This is a genomic window from Streptomyces coffeae (assembly GCF_016741875.1).
Classification (GTDB): Bacteria; Actinomycetota; Actinomycetes; order Streptomycetales; family Streptomycetaceae; genus Streptomyces; species Streptomyces coffeae.
This window is the reverse complement of record NZ_JAERRF010000036.1, coordinates 1-24,100: the sequence shown is the minus strand read 5'-3', so window position 1 is coordinate 24,100 and position 24,100 is coordinate 1. Positions and strand designations below refer to the sequence as shown.

Below are 24,100 nucleotides of genomic sequence, written 5' to 3'. Positions count from 1 at the left end.
CCCTGAGTCCGATCACGTTACCGTGAGTGCCGTGCACCGTGGATCGCCGCAGCGGCACCCAGGCGCGGGGTTTCAACTCCCCGACCGAGAAGAAGGCCGGCCCGGCCAGCACCTGGTCACGGACGATGCCGGTCTGCCACCCGACCCGGCCCTTGTCCTGGGGCCGGTAGGCGGCCGGCACGTCAATGTCGAAGTCGTGCCACGAGAGTCCTAGCTTTCCGAGGCATCTCCCATCACTTGCTTGATCTCTTCTCGGCTCGTGATGTTAAGTTTTCGGTAAACGCTGGTCAGATGCACCTCGACGGTCTTCACCGTAACAAACAGACGTTGAGCGATATCTCGATTCGCGTACCCCGCACCGGCAAGTTCAGCTACGCGACGCTCGCTGGGTGTAAGCGCCTCAGGGCCAGAAAGGCTGATCCTACGCGGCCTGGCACCAGCCATTTTCAGCTCAGTTATGCCACGCTGCACAAGGGGAGGGGCGCCGCATTTCTGGGCCAGCTCTGCGCCCTGGCGCAATGCTTCCTGAGCCTCAGCCCGTAGCCCTGCCCGGCATAGAGCCGCCCCTAGGTCTATTAGCGACTCTGCATACTCAAGACGAGCGGGCGAGGAAGCAACCGTTTCCACCGCCTCCCGCAGCAGTTCTATCCCTTTTGACCTTCCGTGCGCGAGCCCTGCGACTCGCAAGGCATGACCGAGCGCGCGAGCTCCCTTCCACTGACGCGCCAGCTCCACCTCACGATCTGCATACTGACGCGCTTCATCTGTCCTCCCTAGCCCCAGAAGGCAGAGAGCTGATTCTGAACGCCAGGGCACGATGGCAGGGTTCTTCCCCCCGATAGCGCTGAATCGTTGACCGGCCCTGATGGCTACACTAAGCCCTTCACTGTATTCGTGCCGCAATCGGTGAAGGCGGGCTCGCGCGCTCAGAACGAGATAGATTGCACTCGACGGCTGTGCCGGCATATCGCGCTCGGCCCATTCCAAAGCATCCTCGGCTTCTTGCAAGCGGCCCTGCGCCATAAAGAGTTCAGCCCTGAAGGAACCATTAAATGATCTCCCCACTCTGACATCGGCCGCCTCTATTGCGCGTTTGGCCTGAACGAGGTCTGGTTCGGCATCGTTCAAATAGCCCCGCCAAAGCCAACCTAGACCTCTGAAGTCTGATGCGGGGGCAAGCGCCCTTATTGAGCCAATGCGGTGAGATCTACTCATCGCGTCTTCTATGCTGACAAAGGCTTCCACGCAATCCGCCGCCAGAAGCGGTTGCCATACCCCGACGGGAAGGAAGGCTTCCCCGTTCGCCAAATCGACAAGTTGGCCACCGTCGATTGCGCGGCGTGCATAGTAAATGGCCCTTGGATCTCCCTGCAAGCTGCGGACCATGGCGATCATACTGTCCAGAATCCGCCCGCCGAGAGTCTCGGACGGCTCCAACCTCTCGAGTTCATCAGCGTATTCCAGCAAATCAGGACGACCTTGCTCTAGAAAAGTTACTGACAGAACCCCTGCCGCCATGGTCCTTTTGCCGTCATCGTCTCCTTCGGCTTCTCGAATGCCATCCTGATACACTTCCAGCGCCTCACGCGTTCGCTGCAGGTAGAGGAGAGCACCTCCCAGCAGCGATCGAATATTCATTCGCTGTGACCGGTCCGCAGAAATCTGAAGAGCCTGCCGCAGAAGATCGACAGAAGCAGCGATATCGAACAATTGTGCGCACGTCCCAGCATGCAGGAGCACGTCAAGGCGATCGCTTTCGGCTGGCGGTTCAACCAGACATCGCCGTAGATACACGTATGCGCTGTCTGGAGAACCTCTGTGCAGTGCATTCGTGGCAGCCTCGCGAAGCGCTTTGACCGCCTCATCACTTCCAGACGGGGGCGTGTGTATCAGGTGAGCAGCAACGTGCTCAGCATCCGCTCCGTTAGCCATAAGAATATCGACTGCCCTGGAATGCGCCTCAATCAGAGCATCGCGTTCCAGGCTACCGTAAACGGCCGACCGGACCAGCGGATGCACGAAATTCAAGCGGATGATTCCTGCGTCTTCAGGGCGCGCAGGAGACTCTGACAGAATATTAACTCGTTGAAGGTCGCCAGCGATACGAGCCGCAACATCGAACGGGAGACAAGAATGTGCCGCAACATCCCGCAGATTGGCGTCGTTCCCCAAAACAGCTACAGATTGTGCGATTCTTTCTCCATCGCGAGAAAGCTCCCTCAAGCGCACGGCAACATAACGGGCCACGGCACGCGGGCCAAGCTTCACAATCTTCCAGGCATTAGCACTTACGGGCGCCAGTTCCTCACTTACAACGACCTGAGCCAACTGCCTCAAGAGCAATGGGTTTCCGCCTGTAGCATCGTGACACGCGGAAACAAAGGCCTGATCCGCTTGAGTATCGGCTCCCAGTCGCGAGTTTACCAAAACAGCAGCAGCAGCCTGACTCAGCGCCTGCGGACGAACAATGATAATCGCCGGGTCGGCGGATATCATCTCCATGATATGCGCAGTCTCTCTTCGGTAAACTGTGCGCGTAGCGGCTACAACCAGCACTGGCAGCACATCAAGGCGGGGCAGCAGGTACGCGAGAAATCGAAGTGATTGCGCGTCCGCCCACTGGAGGTCATCAAAAGAGAGAACTAGTGGACGGGATTGGGAAATATTAGACGTAAGCCAGTAGAGGCCATGCAGCGTAGCGAAGTCACCCCCTGGTGTCAGAGAAGTGACTGGCCCGAGGACTGCTTCAGCGCTCACCGCTGCACCAGCGAACCACTCCTCCTTTTCTCGGGAAGACGCGGTTGCGAGAAGCGGCTCGAAGAGCTGTCGCACAACACCGAAGGCAAACTGCTGCTCAAGCTCGGTGCCACGCCCGGTCAGCGTGCGGGCTTCCGATGAGGCTCCCATGACTTCTGCCTCCTCAAGGAGGCGAGTCTTCCCAATGCCGGCAGGACCCTCGACAAGTACAAACCTGCCCGAACCGGCTTCCACCGACGCCAGGTTGCGACTCAGGACACGGAGCGCGTCTTCTCGCTCCAGAAGATCAACCGCACCACTCTTCACGCTTTGAGTATCTCTCGCCTTGTGCACCGCGCAGAACTCTGGCGCCGCATCCCCCCGCTGAACTACGCGAGGTGCCCGACCAGCTACCGAAAGCCACGACGACACCGGGGCTGAGCCGAAACTAGTGAGATCCTGGTTTGGTCGTGGAATGGCGACCGGCTCTTACCGCCAGTGACCCATGTCGTAGTCGGAGGAGAATTCCCTATACCGGTATTGCGAGCGTTTCCGGTCCTAGGGCAAGAGTTAGAGTCCTCCCCTAATGCCTGGTTCGGAGGTTCCGCCTAGAAAGGATCACATAGCGGAATCCCCACTCCAACCAGCGGTGATCGCCATGACTCCCACCTCCACGGCACTGCCCGCCGCCTCGGCTCACAGCCTCGCGAGCGTGCCGCACCCGCCCCTCGGCTCGCCTCCCGCGGCAGCCCAGTCAGCTCAGCACCGCCAGTACGAGCTGCCGCACCACCTCACGGCCGCTGCGGTTGCCCGCCGCAAGGCCCGACCGGACCTGTCCGCCTGGGGGCTGGACGAGGACACCGCCTACGACGCCCTGCTGGTACTGACGGAACTGGTCACAAACGCCGTCGAACACGCCCTTCCCCCTGTCGCCCTGCACCTGTGGACCATCACCACCGCAGACGGCCACACCGGGCTCCACATCGACGTCACCGACGGAGGCCCCGCCCCCGAGGACAGCCCCTGGGCCACGAGCTACACCGCCGACGAACACGGCCGCGGTCGGCACATCATCACCTCCCTCGCCAGCCACACCAGCACCCACCACACCGACACCACCCACCACTCAGCCACCTTGGCCCTTCCGTAGTCCGCTGCCAGCAGCGGACCCATGCGGGACCTGGCGGTATGGAACGGCCGCCCCGAGGCGGGGTTGGCCGCGAGCCGGTGTGATCTGGAGGAATTCGCGGAGGATGTGTTCGAGCCGTTCGCGCGGGCGGATCAGCGTCGATGGGGTGCGGTGTACTTGCGGGGTCTGCTGCTGGATGGACGGCGCAAGTCGGTGGAGCCGATGGCCGCGCGCCTGGGCGAGGGCGGCAAACGGCAGGACCTGGCGCACTTCATCACCTCCAGCCCGTGGGAGGCGGCGCAAGTGCGGGCCCGCCTGGCGTGGCGGATGCAGCAGGTGATCAAGCCGACCGCGCATTCCATCCGCGGCCGCACGACACCCCATACAGCTGATGTCCCGTCAGTTTGATCCAGCACCGACCCAGCAGCGGTGCGCAAACAACGAATGACCACGGGTGACGAGACGTCAGTCTATCCAGCACGGATCCAGCAACGCGAACGGCAACGGGGCCGACCCTGCGCACGAACCCCCGCTGTGCAAGTGATGCGTTCTGACGCTACCGACCTCTCTTTCGGCTGCTTAGCACACTATTTCTTCTCCCCTGAAGCCCCTCCCGGATGTCTCGCTACGGCGCTACAGAGCCGACTACGGCCCTGCCCTGGGAGTGCCCCGTCTGCCGCCCGGAGCCAAGGGGCTTTGCCCCGCCTTGATGTGGCAAGCATCTGGCGATCGGAGAGCCCACACGGCGACGACCTGCGGCTACGACCGCCGAATGCCGCCAACGCGACCAAACGTCCCCCGTCACATGGGGAGCAGGGAGCCGTGCTCCCACCTCGGAAGGGGGTCGGGAGCTGTCAAGGGGTTCTTATGCCTCTCGATGGCGAGAGCATCCATACCAGCTGGGTGACCTTGGCGGTCTACGGTTGACGACAGCGCACAGCGGCGCAAACCCGCGCGACAGATCGACCGGATCGAGTGACGGACAAACCGGACAGGGTTGACCTATCTGCGAGTTGGGAGCACGCCGCCATGTCTCCTCCTGCCGACCCAAACGCCGGGACGACCACGCATCGTGCGCTCCATCCGCCTCCTGGTTCTGCGCCTGGCGACAGAGAACCCAAGCTGGGGGTACAGACGCCTGCACGGCGAGCTGCTCGTGCTGGGGGTGAAGGTGGGCGCGTCCACCGTCTGGGAGATCCTGAAGGAGGCCGGCATCGATCCTGCACCCAAGCGGAACTCCAGTACCTGGGCCAGTTTTCTGCGCTCCCCAGCTGATGCCCTGCTGGCCTGCGACTTCATGGAAACAGTCACCCTGTCGGGGATGCGGATGTACGTACTCGTGGTGATCGAACACGGCAGTCGCCGGATCCGCATCCTGGGCGCCACCGCACATCCGAGCGCATCCTGGGTAGCGCAAGCAGCGAAGAACCTCGTCATGGACCTCGAAGACTGCGGCTGCCGGGCACGGTTCATGATCCGGGACAGGGACGGGAAGTTCCCCGAACTGTTCGATGCCGTCCTCAAGGACGCGGGGATCGAAGTCGTCCTCAGCGGCATCCAGATGCCACGAATGAACTCGCTCATGGAAAGGTGGATACAGACCTGCCGCCGCGAGCTCCTGGACCGGACATTGATCTGGAACCAGCGACATCTCCTCCACACCCTGCGCGAGTTCGAGCAGTTCTACAACGGACACCGACCACACCAGGCCATCGCAAACGCCAAACCGTTCCACCACTTGCCCCCGCCGATCGACGATCCCGACGCGTTGGCCCGCCTCGACATACGCCGACACGATCGCCTCGGCGGCATCCACCAACATGCGGCGTAACCTGCACGGATGAGATTTCCGGCAAGGGCAGGGTGGGATGCCGTGCTCGCGAAGGATCTCCCAGACGGGGGAGGCGGCGACCTTGATACCCAGCGCCGCGAGCTCGCCGTGGATCCGGCGATATCCCCATGAGGCGTTCTCCCTGGCCAAGCGTAGGACCAGGGCGCCGATCGATCAGATGGTGCGTGGGCGACCGCGTCGCTTGGGCATACAAGCCGCGGCATGGGGTCGCCTGAGCAATTCCCGATGCCAGCGCAACACCGTGTCGGGGCGGACCAACAGCACAAGGTGCCGCAGCCTGTTTCGGGAGAGGTGGTGGAGCAAGCCGGCGAAGACAGCGCGATCACTGTCGTTGATGGTCGGCTTGCCAACCTGACGCTGTAGGACCAGTAGTTGGTGCCGAAGCACAAGGATCTCGAGGTCCTTGTCTCTGTCGCTCACCGGCAGAAGGCGCAGGAACGCCAGGGTGTTCATCGCGGCGAGGTAGGCCAAGCGCAGCAGCACGACACCTCATGATGCCGCCGATGCCCTTGAAGACGCCATAACGAGCCCAAACAGAGTCAAAGATTACTGATCAAGCCCCCACCTGCATGGATGATTTATCGGCACCCGCAGTCCGCCGATGTACATGTGCACGATCACCTTCGCCGGCGGCGGCCGCCGCAGCGACGCGATCTACTGCGGGGGCACATGCAGGTCCAGGGCTTGGCGCTAGCGAGCGGGCCCACCGCGCGAGGGGCTCACCGTGACGCCGTCCACGATCAAGCTCAAGGCCGCCCTTGTCGACCTCAGGTCGCAGGTGCACATACGCGGCGGGGGGATTGGTCTTGCAGGTATTCCGATCGTTCGTTCCGGGTGAGATCCCGGTGGACGGCACGACATACTTTTCTGATCGCTTCGGTCGGGCCAGGTAGGGTCACATCCCATAGCCGCACCGTCTCATCTTCGTGGCCGGTGGCCAATGTATGCCCATCCGGGCTGAACGCTACTGACTCCACGCTGCCGGTGTGTCCGGTGAGGGTGACCCGTGTCATGCCGGTGGCCACATCCCACACACGCACCATCCCGTCGTCGCTGCCGGTAGCCAATGTGTGCCCATCAGGACTGAACGCCAGCGACTTCACACCGTAGTTTCGTCCGGCGAGGGTGACCCGTGTCTTGCCGGTGGCCACATCCCGCACCCGCACCGTCCCTTCACGGTCGCCGACGGCCACTGAGCGTCCATCGGGACTGAAGGCCACTTTCGACACACCGTGGGTATGTCCGGGGGGACCGGTGAGGGTGGCTCGTGTCTTGCCGGTGGCTACATCCCACACTCGCACCGTCCTGTCCTCGCTGGTGAGGTGGAGAGATTGACTGCGACCGGCGCTGGCAACAGTACGCCCGTCAGGGCTGATGGCCAGTGCGCCTGCGCTTTGGTTGTGCCTGGGGAGAGTGGTGAGCGTCTTGCCAGTGGCTACCTCCCACACCCGCACCACGTTTTTTTTACTGAGGCTGGCACCCGTGCGTCCATCAGGACTCAACACCGTCCTCAGCATGTCTCCCGTAGGTCGGATCATGTGGGTCTTGCCGGTGGCTACATCCCACACCCGCACGATCTCGTCGTCGCTCGTGGTCACGGTGCGCCCGTCAGGGCTGAAGGCCACTGACCCCACTTCGAAGCTGTGTCCGGCGAGAGTGACCCGTGTCTTGCCGGTGGCCACATCCCACACCCGCACGGTCTCGTCGTAGCTGCCGGTGGCCAGGGTGTGCCCATCCGGGCTGAACGCCACCCGCGCCACGCTGCCGGTGTGTCCGGTGAAGGTGGTGCGGGGCTTACCGGCGGCCACATCCCAAAGGCGTACCGTCCCGCTGCGGTCACCGGTGGCCAGGGTGCGCCCATCCGGGCTGAACGTCACCGGCTCCACGCCGCTGGTGTGTCCGGTGAAGGTGGCGCGGGACTTGCTGGTGGTGCGGGTCTTGCCGGCGGCCACATCCCACACCCGCACCCTCGCATCATCGTCACTGCTGGCCAGCGTGCGCCCATCCGGGCTGAACGCCACCGACTCCACGCTGCCAGTGTGTCCGGTGAAGGTGGCGCGGGTCTTGCCGGTAGCCGCATCCCACACCCGCACGGTCCCGTCTTCGGCGCTGGCGACTGTGCGCCCATCCGGGCTGAACGCCACCGGCCCCACGGCGCTGGTGTGTCCGGTGAAGGTGGCGCGGGTCTTGCCGGTAGCCGCATCCCACACCCGCACGGTCCCGTCGTAGCTGCCGGTGGCCAGGGTGCGCCCATCCGGGCTGAACGCCACCGACATCACGCTGTCGGTGTGTCCGGTGAAGGTGGCGCGGGTCTTGCCGGTAGCCGCATCCCACACCCGCACGGTCTCGTCGTAGCTGCCGGTGGCCAGGGTGCGCCCATCGGGGCTGAGCGCCACCGACATCACATCTTGGGCGGGCCCGGTGAAAGTGGCGCGGAGCTTGCCGGTGGCCACATCCCATACCCGTACCGTCCCGTCCTCGCCCCCACTGGCCACTGTGCGCCCATCCGGGCTGATGGTCACTGACGCCACACCGCGGGCTTGTCCGGTGAAGGTGGCTCGCGTCCTGCCGGTGGCCACATCCCGCACCCGCACCCTCGCGTGATCGTCGGCGCTCACGAGAGCGTGCCCATCCGGGCTGAACGCCAGCGATTCCACGGTGCCGCTGTGCCCGGTGAGTCGGCGCTTAAGAGGGAGGGCGGCCGCGGCGTAGATACTGGCGGTGGCTTCCTTCGTCGGATGGGTCTGGTAGGCGTGGACTGCCAGCAGGGAGGCCAGGTCGGGGTTGGTCTTCAGTAAGGTGGTCGACTGGGAGGCCAACTCCCGGGACTGAGCCTGGTGCTGTGCGGTGACGGCTTCTTGTCGTTGCCAGAGGGCAGCTCCGGTGGCGACCAGGGCGAGGATGAGCATGCTGGCCAGGACGGTGTTGATACGTCGGGTTCTGCGAACTGCGGCCTGCTGGTGCTGTTGGCTAGCGCTGAGAAACATCTCGACATCGGCCGGCAGTGGGCGTTGACGAGCCCACTCGGCGCCTTCCGCCAGGGCGGTTCCGGACAGCAGGTCATCGGGCCGACCACTGTCATGATGGCGTGCTGCTTGCTCGGCTGCGCGATGGAGCCAGACCTGGAACCGTCGGTCCTGAGCCACCCAGGTGCGCAGATCGCTCCAGTCGCGGATGAGGGCATCGTGGATGAGTTCCGCCGCCGGTTCACCCGCGGCCCCGCCGGGCTGAGGCGTAGTGCCCGTGGTGATGATGCGGTGGCGGGTCAGAGCAGCCAGCACATCGTCGAACACCGCATCTGCTTGTACTGTCTCGGGTGCGGGATCACGAGCCAGGTCCCGCAGCCGGTCGAGCAGAACCTGTTGGCGTGTCGCCGGGATGGCGTGTGCTTCGTCCGCGGGCCGTACCAGGGCAGTGAGTATGCGACGAGCGGTGGGTCGCTGATCGATGGGCAACTGGTCGAGGGCGGTGTTGCACCACGTCGCGAGGCTGCCGGTGACCCCGCCGATGCGCTGGTAGGCCTGGTGTGTGAGCCAGCCATCGGTGCGACGCTCCCACATCTGGCTGAGCGCCAGTTCCAAGGGAGGCAGCAGCGTGACGGGCGCTTGCTGGTCGGGAGCGGCGGCTAAGACGTCGGTGATGATGCGTTCCGGCAGACCATCCTCCATCCGTGCGCCTGCTCTGAGGACCGGCTGCGTAATGATCGCTTGCAGCTCCGGAACGCTCAGGGTTGCTGGCACGTTGACCACCCCTGGTCCGGCAGCCGTCAGCAGTTTCGGGGCCAGGGCAGCCAGCCTTGAGTAGAAGTCATCGCGCATGACCAGCATCACCGTGGTGGAAACGGTCCCGTCGCACAGCGCCAGGAGCTGCTCCGCTGCTGCTGTGCACCGGTCTGCGGACGAGTTGTGCGCCTCAGGGGACTGCTGGGTGAGAAGTTCCTCGAACTGGTCGAGGATCACCAGCAGGCGGTCGTGGTCCGGCGCGCGGGACAAGCGGCGTTCCGCAGCGGCGAGGAGGCCGTCGGCTTCAGCACCGGGCAATCCAGCCTGCTGCAGCTCTGCGTTGATGTCTGTGCCTGGACGAGCGACAAGAGGCAGCCAGCGGTCGCTGCCGGGCAACCGTCCTGCGGCCAGGGCCGGCAGGAGACCGGCCTGCACCAGGGAGGACTTCCCGGCGCCCGAGGGCCCCAGCACCAACAGCAGCCGCTGCTGTCCACCCAGCGCGGCCAGCACACTCTCCACGGCGGCATCCCGGCCGTGGAACCACTCGGCATGCTCCTCGGTGAAGGGTTCCAGCCCCTGATAGGGACGCACCTGGCACTCGGTGAGTTGCGGCCGGACCTGCCGGAGGACCTCCATGGGGGTGCAATAGGCAATGCCCAGCCCCTTGAGATGGCTATCCGGGGACGTGATCGAGGTGACCATGCCGATCACCAGCCCGGTTACCTCATCCACGACCGGCCCGCCGCTGAACCCGGTGGTCAGATCGTTGGCCCCCGTCAACTGCAGTAGTGGGCCTACACCATCGGGGCCCTGCAGGAGGTTGCCCGCCGTTCCATAACCGAAGTGACCGCCCTGGGGCGCCTGAGAGGGAAAGCCGAACGACGCCACCCGATGCCCTCTGCCCCCTGCGCTCGACCCCAAAGGCAGCTCATGGGCACCTGCTGGGATGCTCTCCAGCTGAACGAAGGCGATATCTTCCCCTTCCGGCGCCCGCCATTGCTCAGCAACGACAGACCCCGCCACGCGTGACGCCTCCGGCAACTGGGGGAAGCCGACCTCGACCCTGCTCTCCGGCCCGTGCCCGGCGGCGGCCACCACATGTGCACAGGTGGCGAGAATGCCCTCCCCGACCAGAAACCCCGCACCGGCCACACCGCCGTCATCGCCGAAAATCTGCGCGACCGCAGTGGGAAACGCACGCCCGCGGGGGCCGCTCCCGGTACGCCCTTCGCTCCCACTGCCCGTATCTAACGGGGGCCTCTCCGAGTCCTTCATCCCCCGTGCCTCACCGCGCGCTCTCTGCGGCCTCGCCGTTCTTCCACATCAGGCGAACCCTCAGATGGACGGCGACGTCGCCCTTGGCGATCACGGCCCCAGCCTTCGCGGAAACGTTGACCCCGAACTCCACCTCGACCTCCTCCGGACCGGCCTGCCGCAACTCCTCCAAGACCGTCCGTGCCGTCTCCCGAACTGGAGCCAAAGACTCCCGCAAGGTACCCGGCATGTCGTGAAGAGCGTCCCCGACCCGTCCAGCCTTGACCGGACCCTCAAGTTCCTGCACCCCGTCGAACAGGATGTATCCGCCACCCTCAAGCGGCACACGCGCCATGTCCTGCATCAGTTCCCCCTTGAAAAGTCCCAGTCTGCACCGCAGGAACTCGGCTGGACAACACCCCGCAGGCAGTCTGCACGACATGGAGACCGCCAAGCCAGGCGTGTTTCCATGCCAAGGGGGACCGGATCTGGCTCAAGGACACCCTCAAGGACGGCCTGCGTATCGAGGTACGCGGCACCGTCAACTCCAACGGCATGCCAGGTTACCGCTGTTATGGCAATTACAAGGGCAGCTGGAAGATCTGCAACTTCGGCCGCCAGATAGCGGAGAACCACGTCTTCTACTGGACCGTCAGCTCGTGGAAGGGCAGCAGGATAAAGGGGATCAGCAGCGAGAGGATGTTGAAGACGTCCTGAGAAGCCAGATCCGTATTTCCTGAGATGGGAAATGACGCCTGACGGGGAACGGTGAAGAACGGGTGGTAGCGCCAGACCGGGAGCAGCTCGTCCTGTTCGCCGATGGTGGCGGGTTGGACCAGGTCACGGACCCGGCGCACGATGAGCCGGGCGGTGACGTGCTCGGCGTTCTTCCGGCCGGTGAAGCCGGTGTAGTCGGGTATCTCGGCGACCTCCGCATCCGAGATCAGCTCGCCGCTGTCCGGGTCGACGACCGCCCGGGGATAGCGGATCGGCTGCCACGCGGTGTCGGGAACGGCGTCGTTCGTACCAGTGGGCCCGGCCTTGCAGCGTGGCCGTCCGCGCCGGAGTGCAGAGGTGAAGCCCAGCGACTCCCGTTCGACACACACCCCTCAAGGTCGGAAAGACAACAGCTACTTACGGGTTCACAGTACTCTGGCCTGCATCATCGCTTGACGGCCATAGATGACGACCGCGGCGCCGGCCGTTCGAGCGAGAGCTGACGTGAGCGCCGCTCCGCGCTAGCCACTTCGAACCACTTCGTCCCGCCGGCTGACCGGCGGGACGAAGCAGCAGAGACCGAATTAGCCAACGGCATCACCCCAGGTGTTCCGGGCCCGCCCCCCGGCAGCCGGGAGGTCAGCAGCGGCCGGTGGAACGGCCGTTGCTGACCTTCGCCAGACGGCCCGGGTAGCGCCACTTCACGGTCCTCGTCGCGTTTGCGGGCACCGTCTTGCACCGGTCCGGGCCCCGCACGATCTCCAGATGGTAGGTGAAGACGCCGCGGTTGCACTTGTTGTGGAGCTTCACCTTGAACTCGTACTTCTTGCCGTGGCGGGCACACTCTTTGACATAGCCGTGCCCGCTCGTCTTCCACGGGATCCGCCGCCGGATTTCGCTCTGGTCGGGGGCCATCTGCCGGGCGGCAGGCGCCACGGCGAGTGCTGCATCGGGCTGGGAGTGTCCCTGGCCCTGGGCGATGGCAGGCACGGTACCCAGCCCCATCACCAAGGCCGCGGTACCCGCAACAGCGACACGGCGCATCGTCGTCAAAGTCTTCCCCTCTCAATGGATGTTCTGAACGGTTCGTCCGTCGGCGCTGTCGCGGCGCCGATGTCAACGACTCTGCAATGGCGCTGAGTTGTCCGAAAGTGCTGATCACACGCGACAAACAAATCGGATAATGGCGGTTGAGTGTTGAGTACAGCTGCAACACAGCGCCGAACGACAAGGGGGGCTCGTGGAGGGGGACAGCCAGGAAGGATCTGCGAAGTTGCGTGGTGCCCGGTTGGGCCGGCCGGAGAAGCCGGTGGATCCCGAGGCCGGACCGGTGGAACGGCTGGCGTGGGAGCTGCGCCGTTTGCGGGAGGGGGCGGGCAGGCCGAGCTACCGCACGCTGGCGAGTCGAGCTCACTATGCGGCCAGCACCTTGGCAGAGGCGGCGAAAGGTGACCGTCTGCCAGCGCTCGACGTTGCGATCGCCTACGCAACGGCATGTGGAGGACAGCGCGCGGACTGGGAAGCGCGCTGGACCGCTGCTGCCGCGGCAATCAACGCTGATGACGAAGGTCGCAAAGGAAGGGAGCTTCAAGCACCGCCCGCTGACCGCAGCCCGAACGCTTGGGCCCGACCGGCTGCACTCTGTGCGCCGCGCGGTAGCGGTGACGACATGGTGGCGGTCGCATACCCCGCGCAGCTTCCCGCTGACATCGCAGACTTCACGGGACGCGTAGCCCTCGTGGAGGCACTCCGCGGTCCACTGGCCGCGGAGCAACGCCAGGGGATGACGATCCAGGCCATCGCGGGAATGGGCGGGGTGGGCAAGACGACCCTGGCCGTGCACGTGGCCCACTGCGTGCGGCAGCACTTCCCAGACGGACAGCTGTATGTGGACCTGCAGGGAGCAGGAAACACGCCCGCCGACCCCACAGCCATCCTCGGCGCCTTCCTGCGGCACCTGGGCATCAAGGACGACGCCATCCCGGAAACGGCGGCGGAGTGCGCAGCTCTCTACCGCTCCGTTCTCGACGGCCGCCGCATCCTTGTCCTGCTTGACAACGCGCGCGATGCCGCACAGGTTCGCCCCCTGATTCCTGGGAGTGCCAGCTGCGCCGTCTTGATCACCAGCCGTACTCGACTTCTCGGCTTGGCAGGCGCACACCTGGTGGATCTCGACGTCATGGGTTGCGAAGAGGCTCTGGAAATGTTCGCCCGCATCGCTGGCCCACGGCCCGCCGACGGCGACTGCCGGGCCGCGGCACGAGTCATCGCCGACTGCGGGCGCCTGCCGCTCGCTGTCCGCATCGCCGCATCACGCCTCTCCGCCCGTCGCGCATGGACCATCACCGACCTGGCCCGCAAGCTGTGTGACGAGCACCGCCGCCTCAGCACGCTCCAAGCTGGTGGTCAGACCATCACCGCCAGCTTCGCGATGAGCTACCGACAACTGGACCCTCCACAAGCGCGCGCCTTCCGGCTACTGGCACTACCAGAGAGCCCCGACATCTCCCTGTCGGCTGCCGCCGCTCTGCTCGATCTGGACATCGACGACAGCGAGCAGCTGCTGGAGTCATTGGTCGACATCTCACTGCTGGAGACCCTCGCACCGTGCCGCTACCGCTACCATGACCTGCTGCGGTTGTACGCCACCGGACTCGCGCGCTCCGAGGATGACGAGCGGGAGCGGTCCACCGCCATGCGACGCCTGGTGGACTGGTACTGCCGCGCCGCCGAGGCCGCCCGGCACGTCCTGGAACCCTGGCGGCGGCAACTCCCTGGGGACGGCAGCCGACCCGGTCCCGGCACGGGGAATGCCGACGGGGAACCGATCGGCATTCCCACCTCGCTGTCCCACCCCATCTCCGCACGCGTCTGGCTGGAGCAAGAACGCGCGAACCTGCTGACTGTCTCCTGTGAGGCCGACGCCGCCGGTTGGCACCACGGCACCTGGCGGCTGGCGACGGCGGCCCACGCATTCCTCGCGCAGCATTCGTACGGCACCGACAGCCGTGAGGGCCTCCGGCTGGGGCTGGAGGCTGCCCGTCGGATGTCGAACCCCGTCAAGCAGGCACAGTGCTTCCGGGACTTGGGCGGCATGTACGACGGGCTTGGCAGACACGAGGAGAGCGCCGCGCAGCATCATGTCGCTCTGGCCTTGTCCGAAGAGGCGGGGGATGTGCGCGGTGCGGCCGAGGCGCTCGCCGGGCTCGGCCGCACCTCGTACGCCCTCGGTCACTACCCACAGAGCGCCGAGCAGCACCGACGGGCCCTCTCGCTGTTCACGAAGATCGCGGACCGGCACGGCCAGGCCCGGTCGCACGGAGGGCTGGGGATGGCCAGCTGGTTCATCTCCGGGCATCACCACAAGAGCGCAAGGGAACACCTGCGGGCGAAGACCTTGTTCGAGACGACCGGCGACGGTCGCGGGCTGGCGCACGAAGCCAGCAACCTGGGCCTGGCGCATTGGGTCTTCGGCAACTACAAGCAGTGCGCCCGGCACCACGGGCGGGCACTCGCCCTGTTCAAGCAAAGCGGTGACCTGCGCGGACAAGCGATCGCGCGCCACGGGCTCGGCCTGGCGGCCTGGCACCTCGGACGACCCGGCGCTGCGCGGGATCACCACCTGTATGCCCTCGACGTCTTCCGGAAGCTCTCAGACCGGCGTGGGGAGGCCATCTCGCTGCAACGCCTGGGCTATGTACAGTGGGTCACAGGTGAGTACCACCAGGGTGAGGAACTCCTCAACCAGGCCCTCACGCTCGGCACCAGCATCAGCAACCGCCAGACCGAGGCGTGGACGCTCACGTCCCTCGGCTTCCTCTGCCAGCGTCTGAAGCGCACCGAGGAAGCCCATGAGCACCTCGACAAGGCGCTCGAACTCGCCCAGACGATCGGGGACCGGCACTGTGAGTCCAACGCCATCCTCGGCCTGTCCCTGACCAAGCTCTCCGCGGGACGGCTCGGCAGCTGCACAGAAACGGCCCAGCGGGCCTTGGCCCAATCCCGGCATCTCAGCAATCCGCACGGCGAGGCTCTGGCGATGTTCACGCTCGGTCTCGCTTCCGGCGTCCGCCGACAACCTCAGGAAGGCGCGGCGTGGCATCACAAAGCCCTCTGTCTGGCCCGGAGAACCGCTGAACCATTCACGGAGGCCACAGCCCTGACCGGCCTCGGGAGCGCCTGCACAGCTCTCGGGCACTACGGCCAAGCCGAACGGCACCTGAACGCGGCCCTCACCATCCGCCAACGCATCGCCGACCGGCATGGGCAGGCAGACACCATTATGGCCTTGGCCGACCTGATGAAGGCAACGGGCAGACCTCAAGCCGCGCGGTCCAGCCGGGACCGCGCCCTGTCGATCCTCACGGAGATCGGCGCCACCAAGCGGTTGCGCCCTGGAAGTGGTGCACCGGGTTCTGTCTGATCCGGGAGTTTGCCTCGACGTCGTAGCAAGGCTGGATGGCCGGATGGCCACCGGTTGATCCTTTGAGAACGCCCGTCGGTACATGCGCCACGAACTCCTCCCCCAGAACCGCCGGCCCCCACAGGGTGGGGCGTGGAGTGGCCGAGCGAAGCGCGGGCCCGCGGCCACGTCGAGCATGCCTTCGCTCGGATAAAGGGCTGGACGATCCTCCGCGACAGCCGCCTGAAGGGCGACGGCGTCCACCAAGGCATGCCCGGCATCGCCCGCCTGCACAACCTCACCCGCGTCAGGTGACCGAGAAACAACCGGGCCAGCGAGTACGTCCGGGATCAAGGGCAGCGGGCTCCGCAGGCAGTTCTGCCACGCCGGCACCTGTCTGCAGGGGCCGTCCTGCTTCAGTGCGGGCGGAGGTGGTCGGACGGGGACCAGATCCGGACGCCGCCGCAGGTAAAACGCGAATGCCGGTGCTTCGTCCAGCGCTTCGCCCAGTGAAGCTGCGCCATCTTGAAGTAGCTGGTCAGGGTGCTGGTGTGACGCCGGTTCGGGGTGCTCGTGCTGGTCGTGGGCGGCAGTCTGGGGTGTAGATCGTTGGGCAGGGGTGGGTTTGCGGATTCCTGTCCGTCGGGGGTGCCGCTCCTACGCTCCGGCGCATCATGGATCCCAAAGTGCTGGAGCGGATCGCCGCGCGGCGTGCGGAGTTGGACGGGCTCGAAGAACAGCTGGTCAAGCAGCTGTCGGAGGTACGGGCTGAGCGGGATGAGCTCGCCGTGGCCGAGCGGGTGTGGCAGCGGATGAGTGAGCCGTCGGGGTCCTGGATGTGGGCGACGCGCTGTCCCCACGGCATGTCGTTGGGGCCGCCGCGGACCGAGCCGCCCAGCGCCGTCACCCGGCCGAGCATCTCGTCGACGTCGTCGACACCGCTGCTGAGCAGGATCCGCGGTGCCGCTCGATCGCAGGGCGGTTCAGGCGAGTTGAGCCTCGGGCCTCAGTTCGCGCCTACCTGCTCGGGCTGCTGTCGAGTGTCGAGCGGAAGAATTGCTGGCAGCTGGCCGAACAGGCGGGCCTTGTGCGGCCCAGCCGACGCAGCGCCTGCTGCGCTACGCCCGCTGGGACGCCGAGGCGGTCCGTGATGACCTTTCGCGCCTACGTCGCCGACCACCTCGGCACCGACGACGCGGTGCTGAGCGTGGACGAGACCGGCTTTGTGAAGAAGGGCCGGTCCTCGGCAGGGGTGCAGCGGCAGTACCCCGGCACCGCCGGACGCATCGAGAACTCCCGGGTGGGCGTGTTCTTGGCCCTGGCCACCAGCCGTGGACGGGCCCTGATCGACCGATGGCTCTACCTCCCGGAACACTCCTGGTGCAATGATCTCGAACGCCGCCATGCGGCCGGGATACCCGAGGAGGTGCAGTTCACGACCAAGCCCCGTCTGGCGGCGGAGATGATCGAGGCTGCGCTGGACGCCGGGATCACCGCGTCCTGGGTGACCGGCGACGAAGCCTACGGCCAGGACCCCGCACCTGCGGACTGCTCTGGAGGCACGCGGCATCGGCTACGTGCTGGCCGTCGCTTGTTTCGCCCGGGTCCGGATCAACCAGGGCCGCACCTCAGTCCGCGCTGACACCCTGGCCCACGGCCTGCCCTCCACGGCCTGGCAGCGGAACAGCGCCGGGGTTGGTGCGAAGGGCCCGCGCTATTACGACTGGGCCTGGATCCACATCGGCACCGGCGGCCATCGCCACCTGCTGGTCCGCCGCAACCGCACTACTGGTGAACTCGCCTTCTACCTGTGCTGTTCACCCACCGAGGTGGCTTTGTCGGCACTGGTCCGCGTGGCCGGCGCCCGCTGGAGCGTGGAGGAGTGTTTCCAGGCCGCCAAGCGCCAGGTCGGCCTGGATCACTACCAGGTCAGGCACTGGACCTCGTGGCACCGGCACATCACCCTGGCCATGCTCGCCCTGGCCTTCCTGGCCGCCGTCGCAGCCAGCGCGGCCGCATTACGGGGCTTCCCGTGTACGCGCGCCACTGAGGCGCCGCTTGACCGCCGTGCCCGGGGAAAGCTCCGGCTCCGCACGTGCGTTGGCCGGAAAATCGCTTGCCTCGCAGGCGTTGACAGTATCTCGTGATATGTCCATGTGATGTGGCGTGTGAATGAGACGCGTGGTGGACGCGGGCCTGAGCGTCGGACGAAGGGGGGAATCGTCATGGGGTATTTGGTGGAGCTGCCGCTCGATGACAGCGGGGACGAGTCTGCCGGGGTGGTGCAGGTCGAGATCGAGGAGCAGGCGGCGGACGGGTTGGTCAAGGTGTCGCGGCCGGGGCAGGTCGTGGCCCGCGCCACGCGGTCTCTCGGTGAGATGCTCTCGGGAGTGCGGCCCGTGGCACAGAACCTGGTGGACACTTTCGCCGACATGCCGCAGGGGCCGCAGGAGATCACCGTGCAGTTCGGCCTGTCGCTGTCCGCGAAGGCGGACGTGGTGATCAGCAGCAGCACCGGGCAGGCCAATTTCGCGGTCGTACTCAAGTGGGATCGGCGTGAGCAGCCGTCAGAGTCCGCGCCCGCCGACCCCGTCGAGATGGGGCCGTGACGGATGGTGGCAGAGCACTCGGCGCAGCCGTCCGGACGGGGCCCGGCCGCGCTCGATGCGGCCGTGCTGAGCATCGCGGACCAGGACGGCAACCCCTGGGGGGTGGGCTTCCTGGTGGGCTCGCAGACGGCACTGACCTGCGCACACGTCGTGAGCGCAGCGCTCGGCACCCCTGAGGGGCACGAGCCCTCACCCACGGCACGCGTGCACGTGGACCTGCCGCTGCTTCCCGGACGGCGCTCCGGCGCGGGATCCGTGCCGGCGGAGATCCAGCACTTCGTTCCCGGCGGCTCCGGCGGCGGTGGCGACGTGGCCGTACTGCGGCTGGAGGCTGCCCTGCCGGGTGGTCGGCCGGCCGTGCTGGTCGACGCCTCCGACGTGTGGGGGCATCCGGCCCGGGCCTTCGGCTTCCCGGCGGGCCGCCCAGCGGGGGTCTGGCACGCCGGCGTCTTGCGGTCCCGGCAGGCGGACGGATGGATTCAGGCCGATCTCGCGGCGGACGGCTACCGGGTGTCCGGCGGGTTCAGCGGAAGCCCCGTATGGGACGAGGAGTTGGGCGCCGTCGTCGGGATGGTGACGGCCGCGGAGTCCGGCGAGCCCCCGGCCAGCTACCTGATCCCCGTGGATTCGCTGCTGCGCAGTTGGGAGCCGCTGCGCGAACTGGCCCTGCCGCCCTCGCCGTTCAGGGGACTTGCCGCCTTCCGGGAGGCGGATGCGGCCTCCTTCCACGGCCGGGACGAGGAGAGCGGCGAGCTGGCGGCACAGGTGACCGCCGACCGCTGGGTGTGTCTGGTCGGCCCCTCGGGCTCCGGGAAGTCCTCACTCGCCCTGGCCGGCGCGGTGCCCCAACTGCGCGCACAGGACTGGTCCGTGGCCCTGCTGCGGCCGGCTTCCGGAAGCCGGCCGCTCTCCGCGCTCGCCGCGGCCCTCCTGCCATTACTGGAACCGGACTCGACGGAAGTGGACCGGCTGACCCGGCTTCCCGCCCTGACCGACGTCCTGGCCCGGCAGGGCGTGGCCGACACCGCCGCCCGCGTCCTGGAGGCGCAGGGGACCCGTCGGCTCCTCGTCGTCGTCGACCAGTTCGAGGAACTCCTCGCCGCCACCCCCTCCCTCATCGACGAGCTGGCCCAGGCTCTGTACACCGAGTCCCTGCCGACCACGGTGCACGTGCTCACCACTCTCCGTGCGGACTTCCTGGAACGGGCCCTGTCTCACGCGCAGTTGGGCCGCGCATTCCGACAGCGCCTCTACGCGCTGGGCGCGCTCGGCCCCGAAGGGCTGCGGGAGATCGTCACGGCCCCGGTAGCGGCGGTCCCGGGCGTCGACTACGAGTCCGGGCTCGTCGAACGCATCCTCGCCGACACCGGTGACGAGCCCGGCGCCCTTCCCCTGCTGGCCTTCACCCTCGACCGGCTCTGGCAGCACCAGCGCCGCGGCCTGCTCACTCACCGGGCGTACGAGGAACTCGGCGGTGTGACCGGGGCGTTGGGCCACCACGCCGAACGGCTGTGGACCGCCCATGTGCCGAACGAGGCGGCGTCGGCGGCGCGACGCCTGTTCACCGCGCTGGTGCGGGTGCCCGCCGGCTCTGACGCGGCCACCCGCCGCACGGTGTTCCGCGACGAACTCGACGACGATGCCTGGCACACAGCACAGAACCTCGCCTCCGTACGCCTGCTGGTGACAGGCCGCAGCCCCGAGGGCAGGGACACGGTGGAGCTCGCCCACGAAGCCCTCATCAGCGGCTGGCGACGGCTGGCGGACTGGACGTCCGAAGACCGCGACTTCCTCACCTGGAGGGAGACCCTCCGCCAGGACAAACAGCGCTGGGAACAAGGCGGTTGCCCGGCGGATCTCCTGCCCACCCCGGCAGCGCTGGAAGCGGCCCAACCGTGGCTGCGCGACCGGCCCTCCTACCTCACCGACGACGAACACACCTACCTGCGACTCGGCCGGGAACACCAGCAAGCTCGCGCCCGCAAGCGCCGCATTCTCACCTCGACGCTGGCCTGCCTCACAGCGCTCGCCCTGATCCTCAGCTCCCTGTTCGCCTACTACCGCCACGTGAGCCATCAGCGAGCCGCCGAGTCCGCCTCGCGCGCCCTGGCGCAGAGCAGCGCCGACCTCGACAAGACCGACCCGGTCGTCTCCGTCATGACGGCCCTCGCGGCGTACCGCACCGCCCCCACGGAACAGGCGCGCGACGCCCTCCTGCACGCGAAGCTCTCCTACCATCCGCAGCAGCGCATGCTCTCGGGCTCCGACGGTTCCGTCGGGGGCTTCTCGACAAGCCAGGACGGCAACGTGATCCTCCTCCACTCCAGAGACGGAAAGCCCACCCTGTACGTCCACGCGGCAAGCGGAACGGTACGCCGACAGCGGCTGGATCTGCCCCACCAGTCCGTCAGGGACGTCGTCTCGGGCGACGGGCGACGGGCCGGGTTCATCACGGAAGACCGCGAACTGGTGTGGTTCGACGTCGATCCGGACGGCAGCGCCGGACACCTCGTCGGGGAGGCCCACCGGATGCGCGGGCAGCTGACGTCCTCCCGCATCAGCAGGCGCGACAACGCGGCAATGTCCGAGGACGGACGGTTCGTCGCCATGACGGGCGAAGACGCCAGGAGGCTGACGTCGTGGGATCTCAAGAAGGGCACGACGGGCCCGGAGATCCGTATTCCGTCCGAAGCCGGAAAGCTGGGAAGGTTCGCCGGGCTCGAGTTCGGGTCCAACGGCCGGACCGTCCTCGCGGAAATACAAGAGGACGCGGGTGAAAGGGCCAGCCTGGTGGCCTTCGACCGCCTGACACGTCGCTCCCACACCATCATTCCCGAAACCTCACATATCGAAATGTCGGACAATGGCAAATTCGCCGCGGTCTCGTACGGAAAGAACGACTCCCGGCTCACCCTCCGGCGAACCGACAACGGAAAGGTGGTGCACCGGTACACCGGCAAGGGACTCATCACCTCCTTGGACCTCCCCGCCGAGTACCGAATAGACGACAGCGGCAGATGGGCTGCGGCAATGGACGAAGAGAAACTCCGTCTTCTCGACCTGAAGCGCAACCGCGTCGCCTCCGAGGTGACGGACCCCGAGGCAGTGGGGTCGATGCTGGTCGGGGTGATGACCGTCGACGGCACGCCCACGGCCCTGACGTCACCGCTGGGGAACAAGATCACCTTCTCCCCGCTGCCACCCGGCGGGAAAGCACCAGAGCCCCTGGCCATGCCGCGCCTGTCGCCCGACGGGGACACCGTGACCGGCTACACCAGCGGGGGGAAGGGAATCGAGACCCGCACCACGGACGAGAGCGGACGAGTCCTCCACCGGGCGAAGCGGCAGGCATCCCCGCTGACTTCAAAGGAAGAGCTGCTCCAATACGGCGCCAATGGAAAGTTCCTCGCTGACAAGGTCGGGAAGAACACGGTAGAGATCCGGCGGGCATCCGACCTCAAGCCCCTGCGGAAGATCACCAGCGCCAAACCTCCCCCCTATGACGCCGATTCCGAATCCATCCCCTACGGGTTCTTTTTCCAGCGCGGCGAACTGGTGACGTCGTCCGGCTCCGTGGTGCAGCAGTGGAACCCCGAAACCGGAACCCAGAACGCACGCGTCGACGTGCGGAAAGCCATCCCGGGAGTCCGCAGCGGAATGCAGTACCAAGTGCTGGGCCACTACACGCCGCACCACATTTCCGTCGTCGTGTGGGGTGATCCGAAGGTGCACATCATCGACCTCGCGACAGGCCGCCGGACAGGCATCCTCACCACCGGATCGGACACCGCCTCCATCAAGTTCGACCCGTCCGGAGAATACTTCTCGGTCCTGCATCGCGGCCTGACGGTGGAACTGTGGCAACGCAGCCCGCGGCAGAAGAAGATCGGCCCGCTGCTCCTCGGCAACGGCGACCAGGAATTCGTCGCCGGCTTCACCGGCAGTGGAACCTTTCTACAGGCCGCGACGACGACGGCCCGCCTGTACGACGTCGGAGAGGGCCGCGCGACAGATACGTATACGTTCGGCGTTCCCGAAGGCGACGTGGAAGACCAGTACTCCTACCGCGACGCCTCCGCCAACGGGAAGGTCCTTCTCCTCAGCAACACCCTCGGCGACTACCTCCGCCCGGTCCACCTCGCCCCCGCACAGTGGCAGAAGCAGCTGTGCCGCGTGATCGGAAACCGGGAATTCACCGAGGAGGAGAAGGGGAACCTGGGCGTCCCCCTGCCGGACGAACCCCTGTGCCGTGAGGGATAGTTCACGATCCCGGTGTTTCCGCTGCCTTCTTCGACTCTGCCCTTGCCAGAAACCTCATCCGCCCTGGTAGGGGCCGGTGCATCGGGTTTCCCGAAATCTGGCCGCGGTCGTCTGAGCCGACGCTGTCGCGCAGCTGCCGTCAGCACGTCATGATGATCGATCGTGCTGCTGCGACTGGCTTTGTGGGTGCCGATAAATCATCCGTGCAGTTCAGGCAGCATGCTGGTACTGGTGGAGGGTTCCGCCGAGTCGGTCTCGTCTGCGGACTTCCAGGTGAGCGAGTCGGGCTCGTTGCGTGATGGGTGTGGTTAGTGGGCGACATGGAGCGGCTTGTTGCAGAGCTCTATGCGGGCGGTGTTCGTTGTAGAAGGCCTCGTACTCGCGCCGGGCGTGGAGGAGGTGGCTCTGGTTCCAGATCAGGGTCCGGTCCAGGAGTTCAGTGCGACAGGTCTGTATCCAGCGCTCCATGAGGGAGTTCATCCGCGGAATCCGAATGCCGGTAGTGACGATCTTAAGGCCGGCGTCGATCATCAGGGCGTCGAAGGCGTCGGTGAACTTCGAGTCGCGGTCGCGGATCAGGAACTTCGCCCTGCTGCCCACGTCCTCAAGGTCCATCAGGAGGTTGCGTCCGAGCTGCACGATCCAGTCCCCGGTGGGGTGCGCGGTGGCGCCGAGGATCCGGATGCGCCTGGTGGTGTGCTCGATGACGGCGAAGACGTACAGGCGCGCTCCGGTCAGCGTGCGGACTTCGAAGAGATCGCAAGCGAGTAGAGCTTTGGCCTGGCTGCGGAGGAAGTCCGCCCAGGTGGTGCTCTGCCGTTCGGGTGCGGGTGGGATGCCGTGCTGGCGGAGGATTTCCCAGACGGTGGAGGCGGCGATCTTGATACCCGGTGCTGCGAGTTCGCCGTGGATCCGGCGATACCCCCACGAGGCGTTTTCCTTGGCCAGGCGCAGGACCAGGGCGCGGATCGATCGGATCGTGCGTGGGCCTCCGCGTCGTCGGGGTACGCAGGTTGCGGCATGGCGCTGCTTGAGCAGGCTGCGATGCCGGCGCAGGACCGTGTCGGGGCGGACCAGGAGCAGAAGGTGCCGCGGTCTGTCTTTGGGGAGGTGGTGGAGCAGGCCGGCGAGGATGGCGCGGTCTGTGTCGGTGAAGGTCGGCTTGCTGACCCGGCGTTGCAGGACGAGCAGTTGGTGCCGGAGTACGAGGATCTCGACGTCCTTCTCCCTGTCGCTCATCGGCAGGAGGCGTAGGAAGGCCAGGGCGTTGGTCGCGGCGAGGTAGGCCAGACGCAGCAGCACGACAGATCATGATGCCGCCGGGGCCCTGCGCTGGTGAAGACGCCAAAGCGAGCCCAAACAGAGCCAAAGATTACTGATCAAGCCCCCACCTGCATGGATGATTTATCGGCACCCGCA

At 66.3% G+C, this 24,100-nt stretch carries 11 protein-coding genes and 6 pseudogenes; 9 read left to right on the top strand and 8 right to left on the bottom strand.

Annotated elements, in window-relative coordinates:
- Positions 1-210 precede the first annotated feature (210 nt).
- Positions 211-3,063 (bottom strand): helix-turn-helix transcriptional regulator, encoded by a 2,853-nt coding sequence (locus JK363_RS36300; RefSeq protein ID WP_201882081.1) that lies wholly within the window; start codon positions 3,061-3,063, stop codon positions 211-213.
- Positions 3,064-3,394: 331 nt separating this feature from the next.
- On the opposite strand from JK363_RS36300, the gene JK363_RS36295 reads away from it, so the two are divergent.
- The 3 genes and pseudogenes from JK363_RS36295 to JK363_RS36285 all read left to right on the top strand — a co-directional run.
- Positions 3,395-3,886: an ATP-binding protein gene (locus tag JK363_RS36295; RefSeq protein WP_201882079.1), complete on the top strand. Its 492-nt coding sequence runs from the start codon at positions 3,395-3,397 to the stop codon at positions 3,884-3,886.
- A gap of 21 nt (positions 3,887-3,907) precedes the next feature.
- Positions 3,908-4,219 (top strand): annotated as a pseudogene (locus JK363_RS36290) (transposase); the annotation flags it as partial.
- 656 nt (positions 4,220-4,875) lie between these two features.
- Positions 4,876-5,696, top strand: a pseudogene (locus JK363_RS36285) (integrase core domain-containing protein); the annotation flags it as partial.
- A gap of 12 nt (positions 5,697-5,708) precedes the next feature.
- Here JK363_RS36285 and JK363_RS36280 read toward each other — a convergent pair.
- The 5 genes and pseudogenes from JK363_RS36280 to JK363_RS36260 form a co-directional block, all read right to left on the bottom strand.
- Positions 5,709-6,200 (bottom strand): annotated as a pseudogene (locus tag JK363_RS36280) (integrase); the annotation flags it as partial.
- 284 nt (positions 6,201-6,484) lie between these two features.
- The gene (locus JK363_RS36275) at positions 6,485-10,591 is read right to left on the bottom strand and encodes an nSTAND1 domain-containing NTPase (RefSeq protein WP_307822008.1); all 4,107 of its coding nucleotides are present in this window, start codon (positions 10,589-10,591) and stop codon (positions 6,485-6,487) included.
- Between the two features lie 133 nt (positions 10,592-10,724).
- Positions 10,725-11,057 carry a CU044_2847 family protein gene (locus JK363_RS36270; RefSeq protein ID WP_201882073.1) on the bottom strand — a complete coding sequence of 111 codons (333 nt, stop codon included), beginning with the start codon at positions 11,055-11,057 and terminating at the stop codon, positions 10,725-10,727.
- 403 nt (positions 11,058-11,460) lie between these two features.
- Positions 11,461-11,712: pseudogene (locus tag JK363_RS43235) on the bottom strand (IS1380 family transposase); the annotation flags it as partial.
- A gap of 337 nt (positions 11,713-12,049) precedes the next feature.
- On the bottom strand, positions 12,050-12,400 hold the full coding sequence (locus tag JK363_RS36260; protein ID WP_201882069.1) for a hypothetical protein: 351 nt from the start codon (positions 12,398-12,400) through the stop codon (positions 12,050-12,052).
- 319 nt (positions 12,401-12,719) lie between these two features.
- Here JK363_RS36260 and JK363_RS36255 point away from each other — a divergent pair, with 319 nt between their 5' ends.
- Positions 12,720-15,833, top strand: a complete 3,114-nt coding sequence (locus JK363_RS36255) for a tetratricopeptide repeat protein (protein WP_201882067.1) — start codon at positions 12,720-12,722, stop codon at positions 15,831-15,833.
- Between the two features lie 159 nt (positions 15,834-15,992).
- A pseudogene (locus JK363_RS36250) lies at positions 15,993-16,127 on the top strand (IS5/IS1182 family transposase); the annotation flags it as partial.
- A gap of 502 nt (positions 16,128-16,629) precedes the next feature.
- Here JK363_RS36250 and JK363_RS43230 read toward each other — a convergent pair.
- Positions 16,630-16,785, bottom strand: a pseudogene (locus JK363_RS43230) (VOC family protein); the annotation flags it as partial.
- Between JK363_RS43230 and JK363_RS36245 the strand changes: the two are divergent.
- The 4 genes from JK363_RS36245 to JK363_RS36230 all read left to right on the top strand — a co-directional run bounded on the left by JK363_RS36245 (position 16,783) and on the right by JK363_RS36230 (position 22,681).
- The gene (locus tag JK363_RS36245; RefSeq protein WP_307822012.1) at positions 16,783-17,454 is read left to right on the top strand and encodes an IS701 family transposase; all 672 of its coding nucleotides are present in this window, start codon (positions 16,783-16,785) and stop codon (positions 17,452-17,454) included. The pseudogene JK363_RS43230 and the gene JK363_RS36245 sit on opposite strands and share 3 nt — an antisense overlap.
- Entirely contained in the window at positions 17,390-17,959 is a 570-nt protein-coding gene (locus tag JK363_RS36240; protein ID WP_201882063.1) for a hypothetical protein, read from the top strand. Before JK363_RS36245 ends, JK363_RS36240 begins: the two co-directional genes overlap by 65 nt.
- Positions 17,960-18,037: 78 nt before the next feature.
- Positions 18,038-18,421, top strand: a complete 384-nt coding sequence (locus JK363_RS36235; RefSeq protein ID WP_201882061.1) for a CU044_2847 family protein — start codon at positions 18,038-18,040, stop codon at positions 18,419-18,421.
- Positions 18,422-18,424: 3 nt separating this feature from the next.
- Positions 18,425-22,681: an nSTAND1 domain-containing NTPase gene (locus tag JK363_RS36230; protein WP_201882059.1), complete on the top strand. Its 4,257-nt coding sequence runs from the start codon at positions 18,425-18,427 to the stop codon at positions 22,679-22,681.
- A 210-nt stretch (positions 22,682-22,891) separates the two neighbouring features.
- On the opposite strand, the gene JK363_RS36225 is transcribed toward JK363_RS36230, so the two are convergent.
- On the bottom strand, positions 22,892-23,983 hold the full coding sequence (locus tag JK363_RS36225; RefSeq protein WP_201882057.1) for an integrase core domain-containing protein: 1,092 nt from the start codon (positions 23,981-23,983) through the stop codon (positions 22,892-22,894).
- Positions 23,984-24,100: the final 117 nt, after the last annotated feature.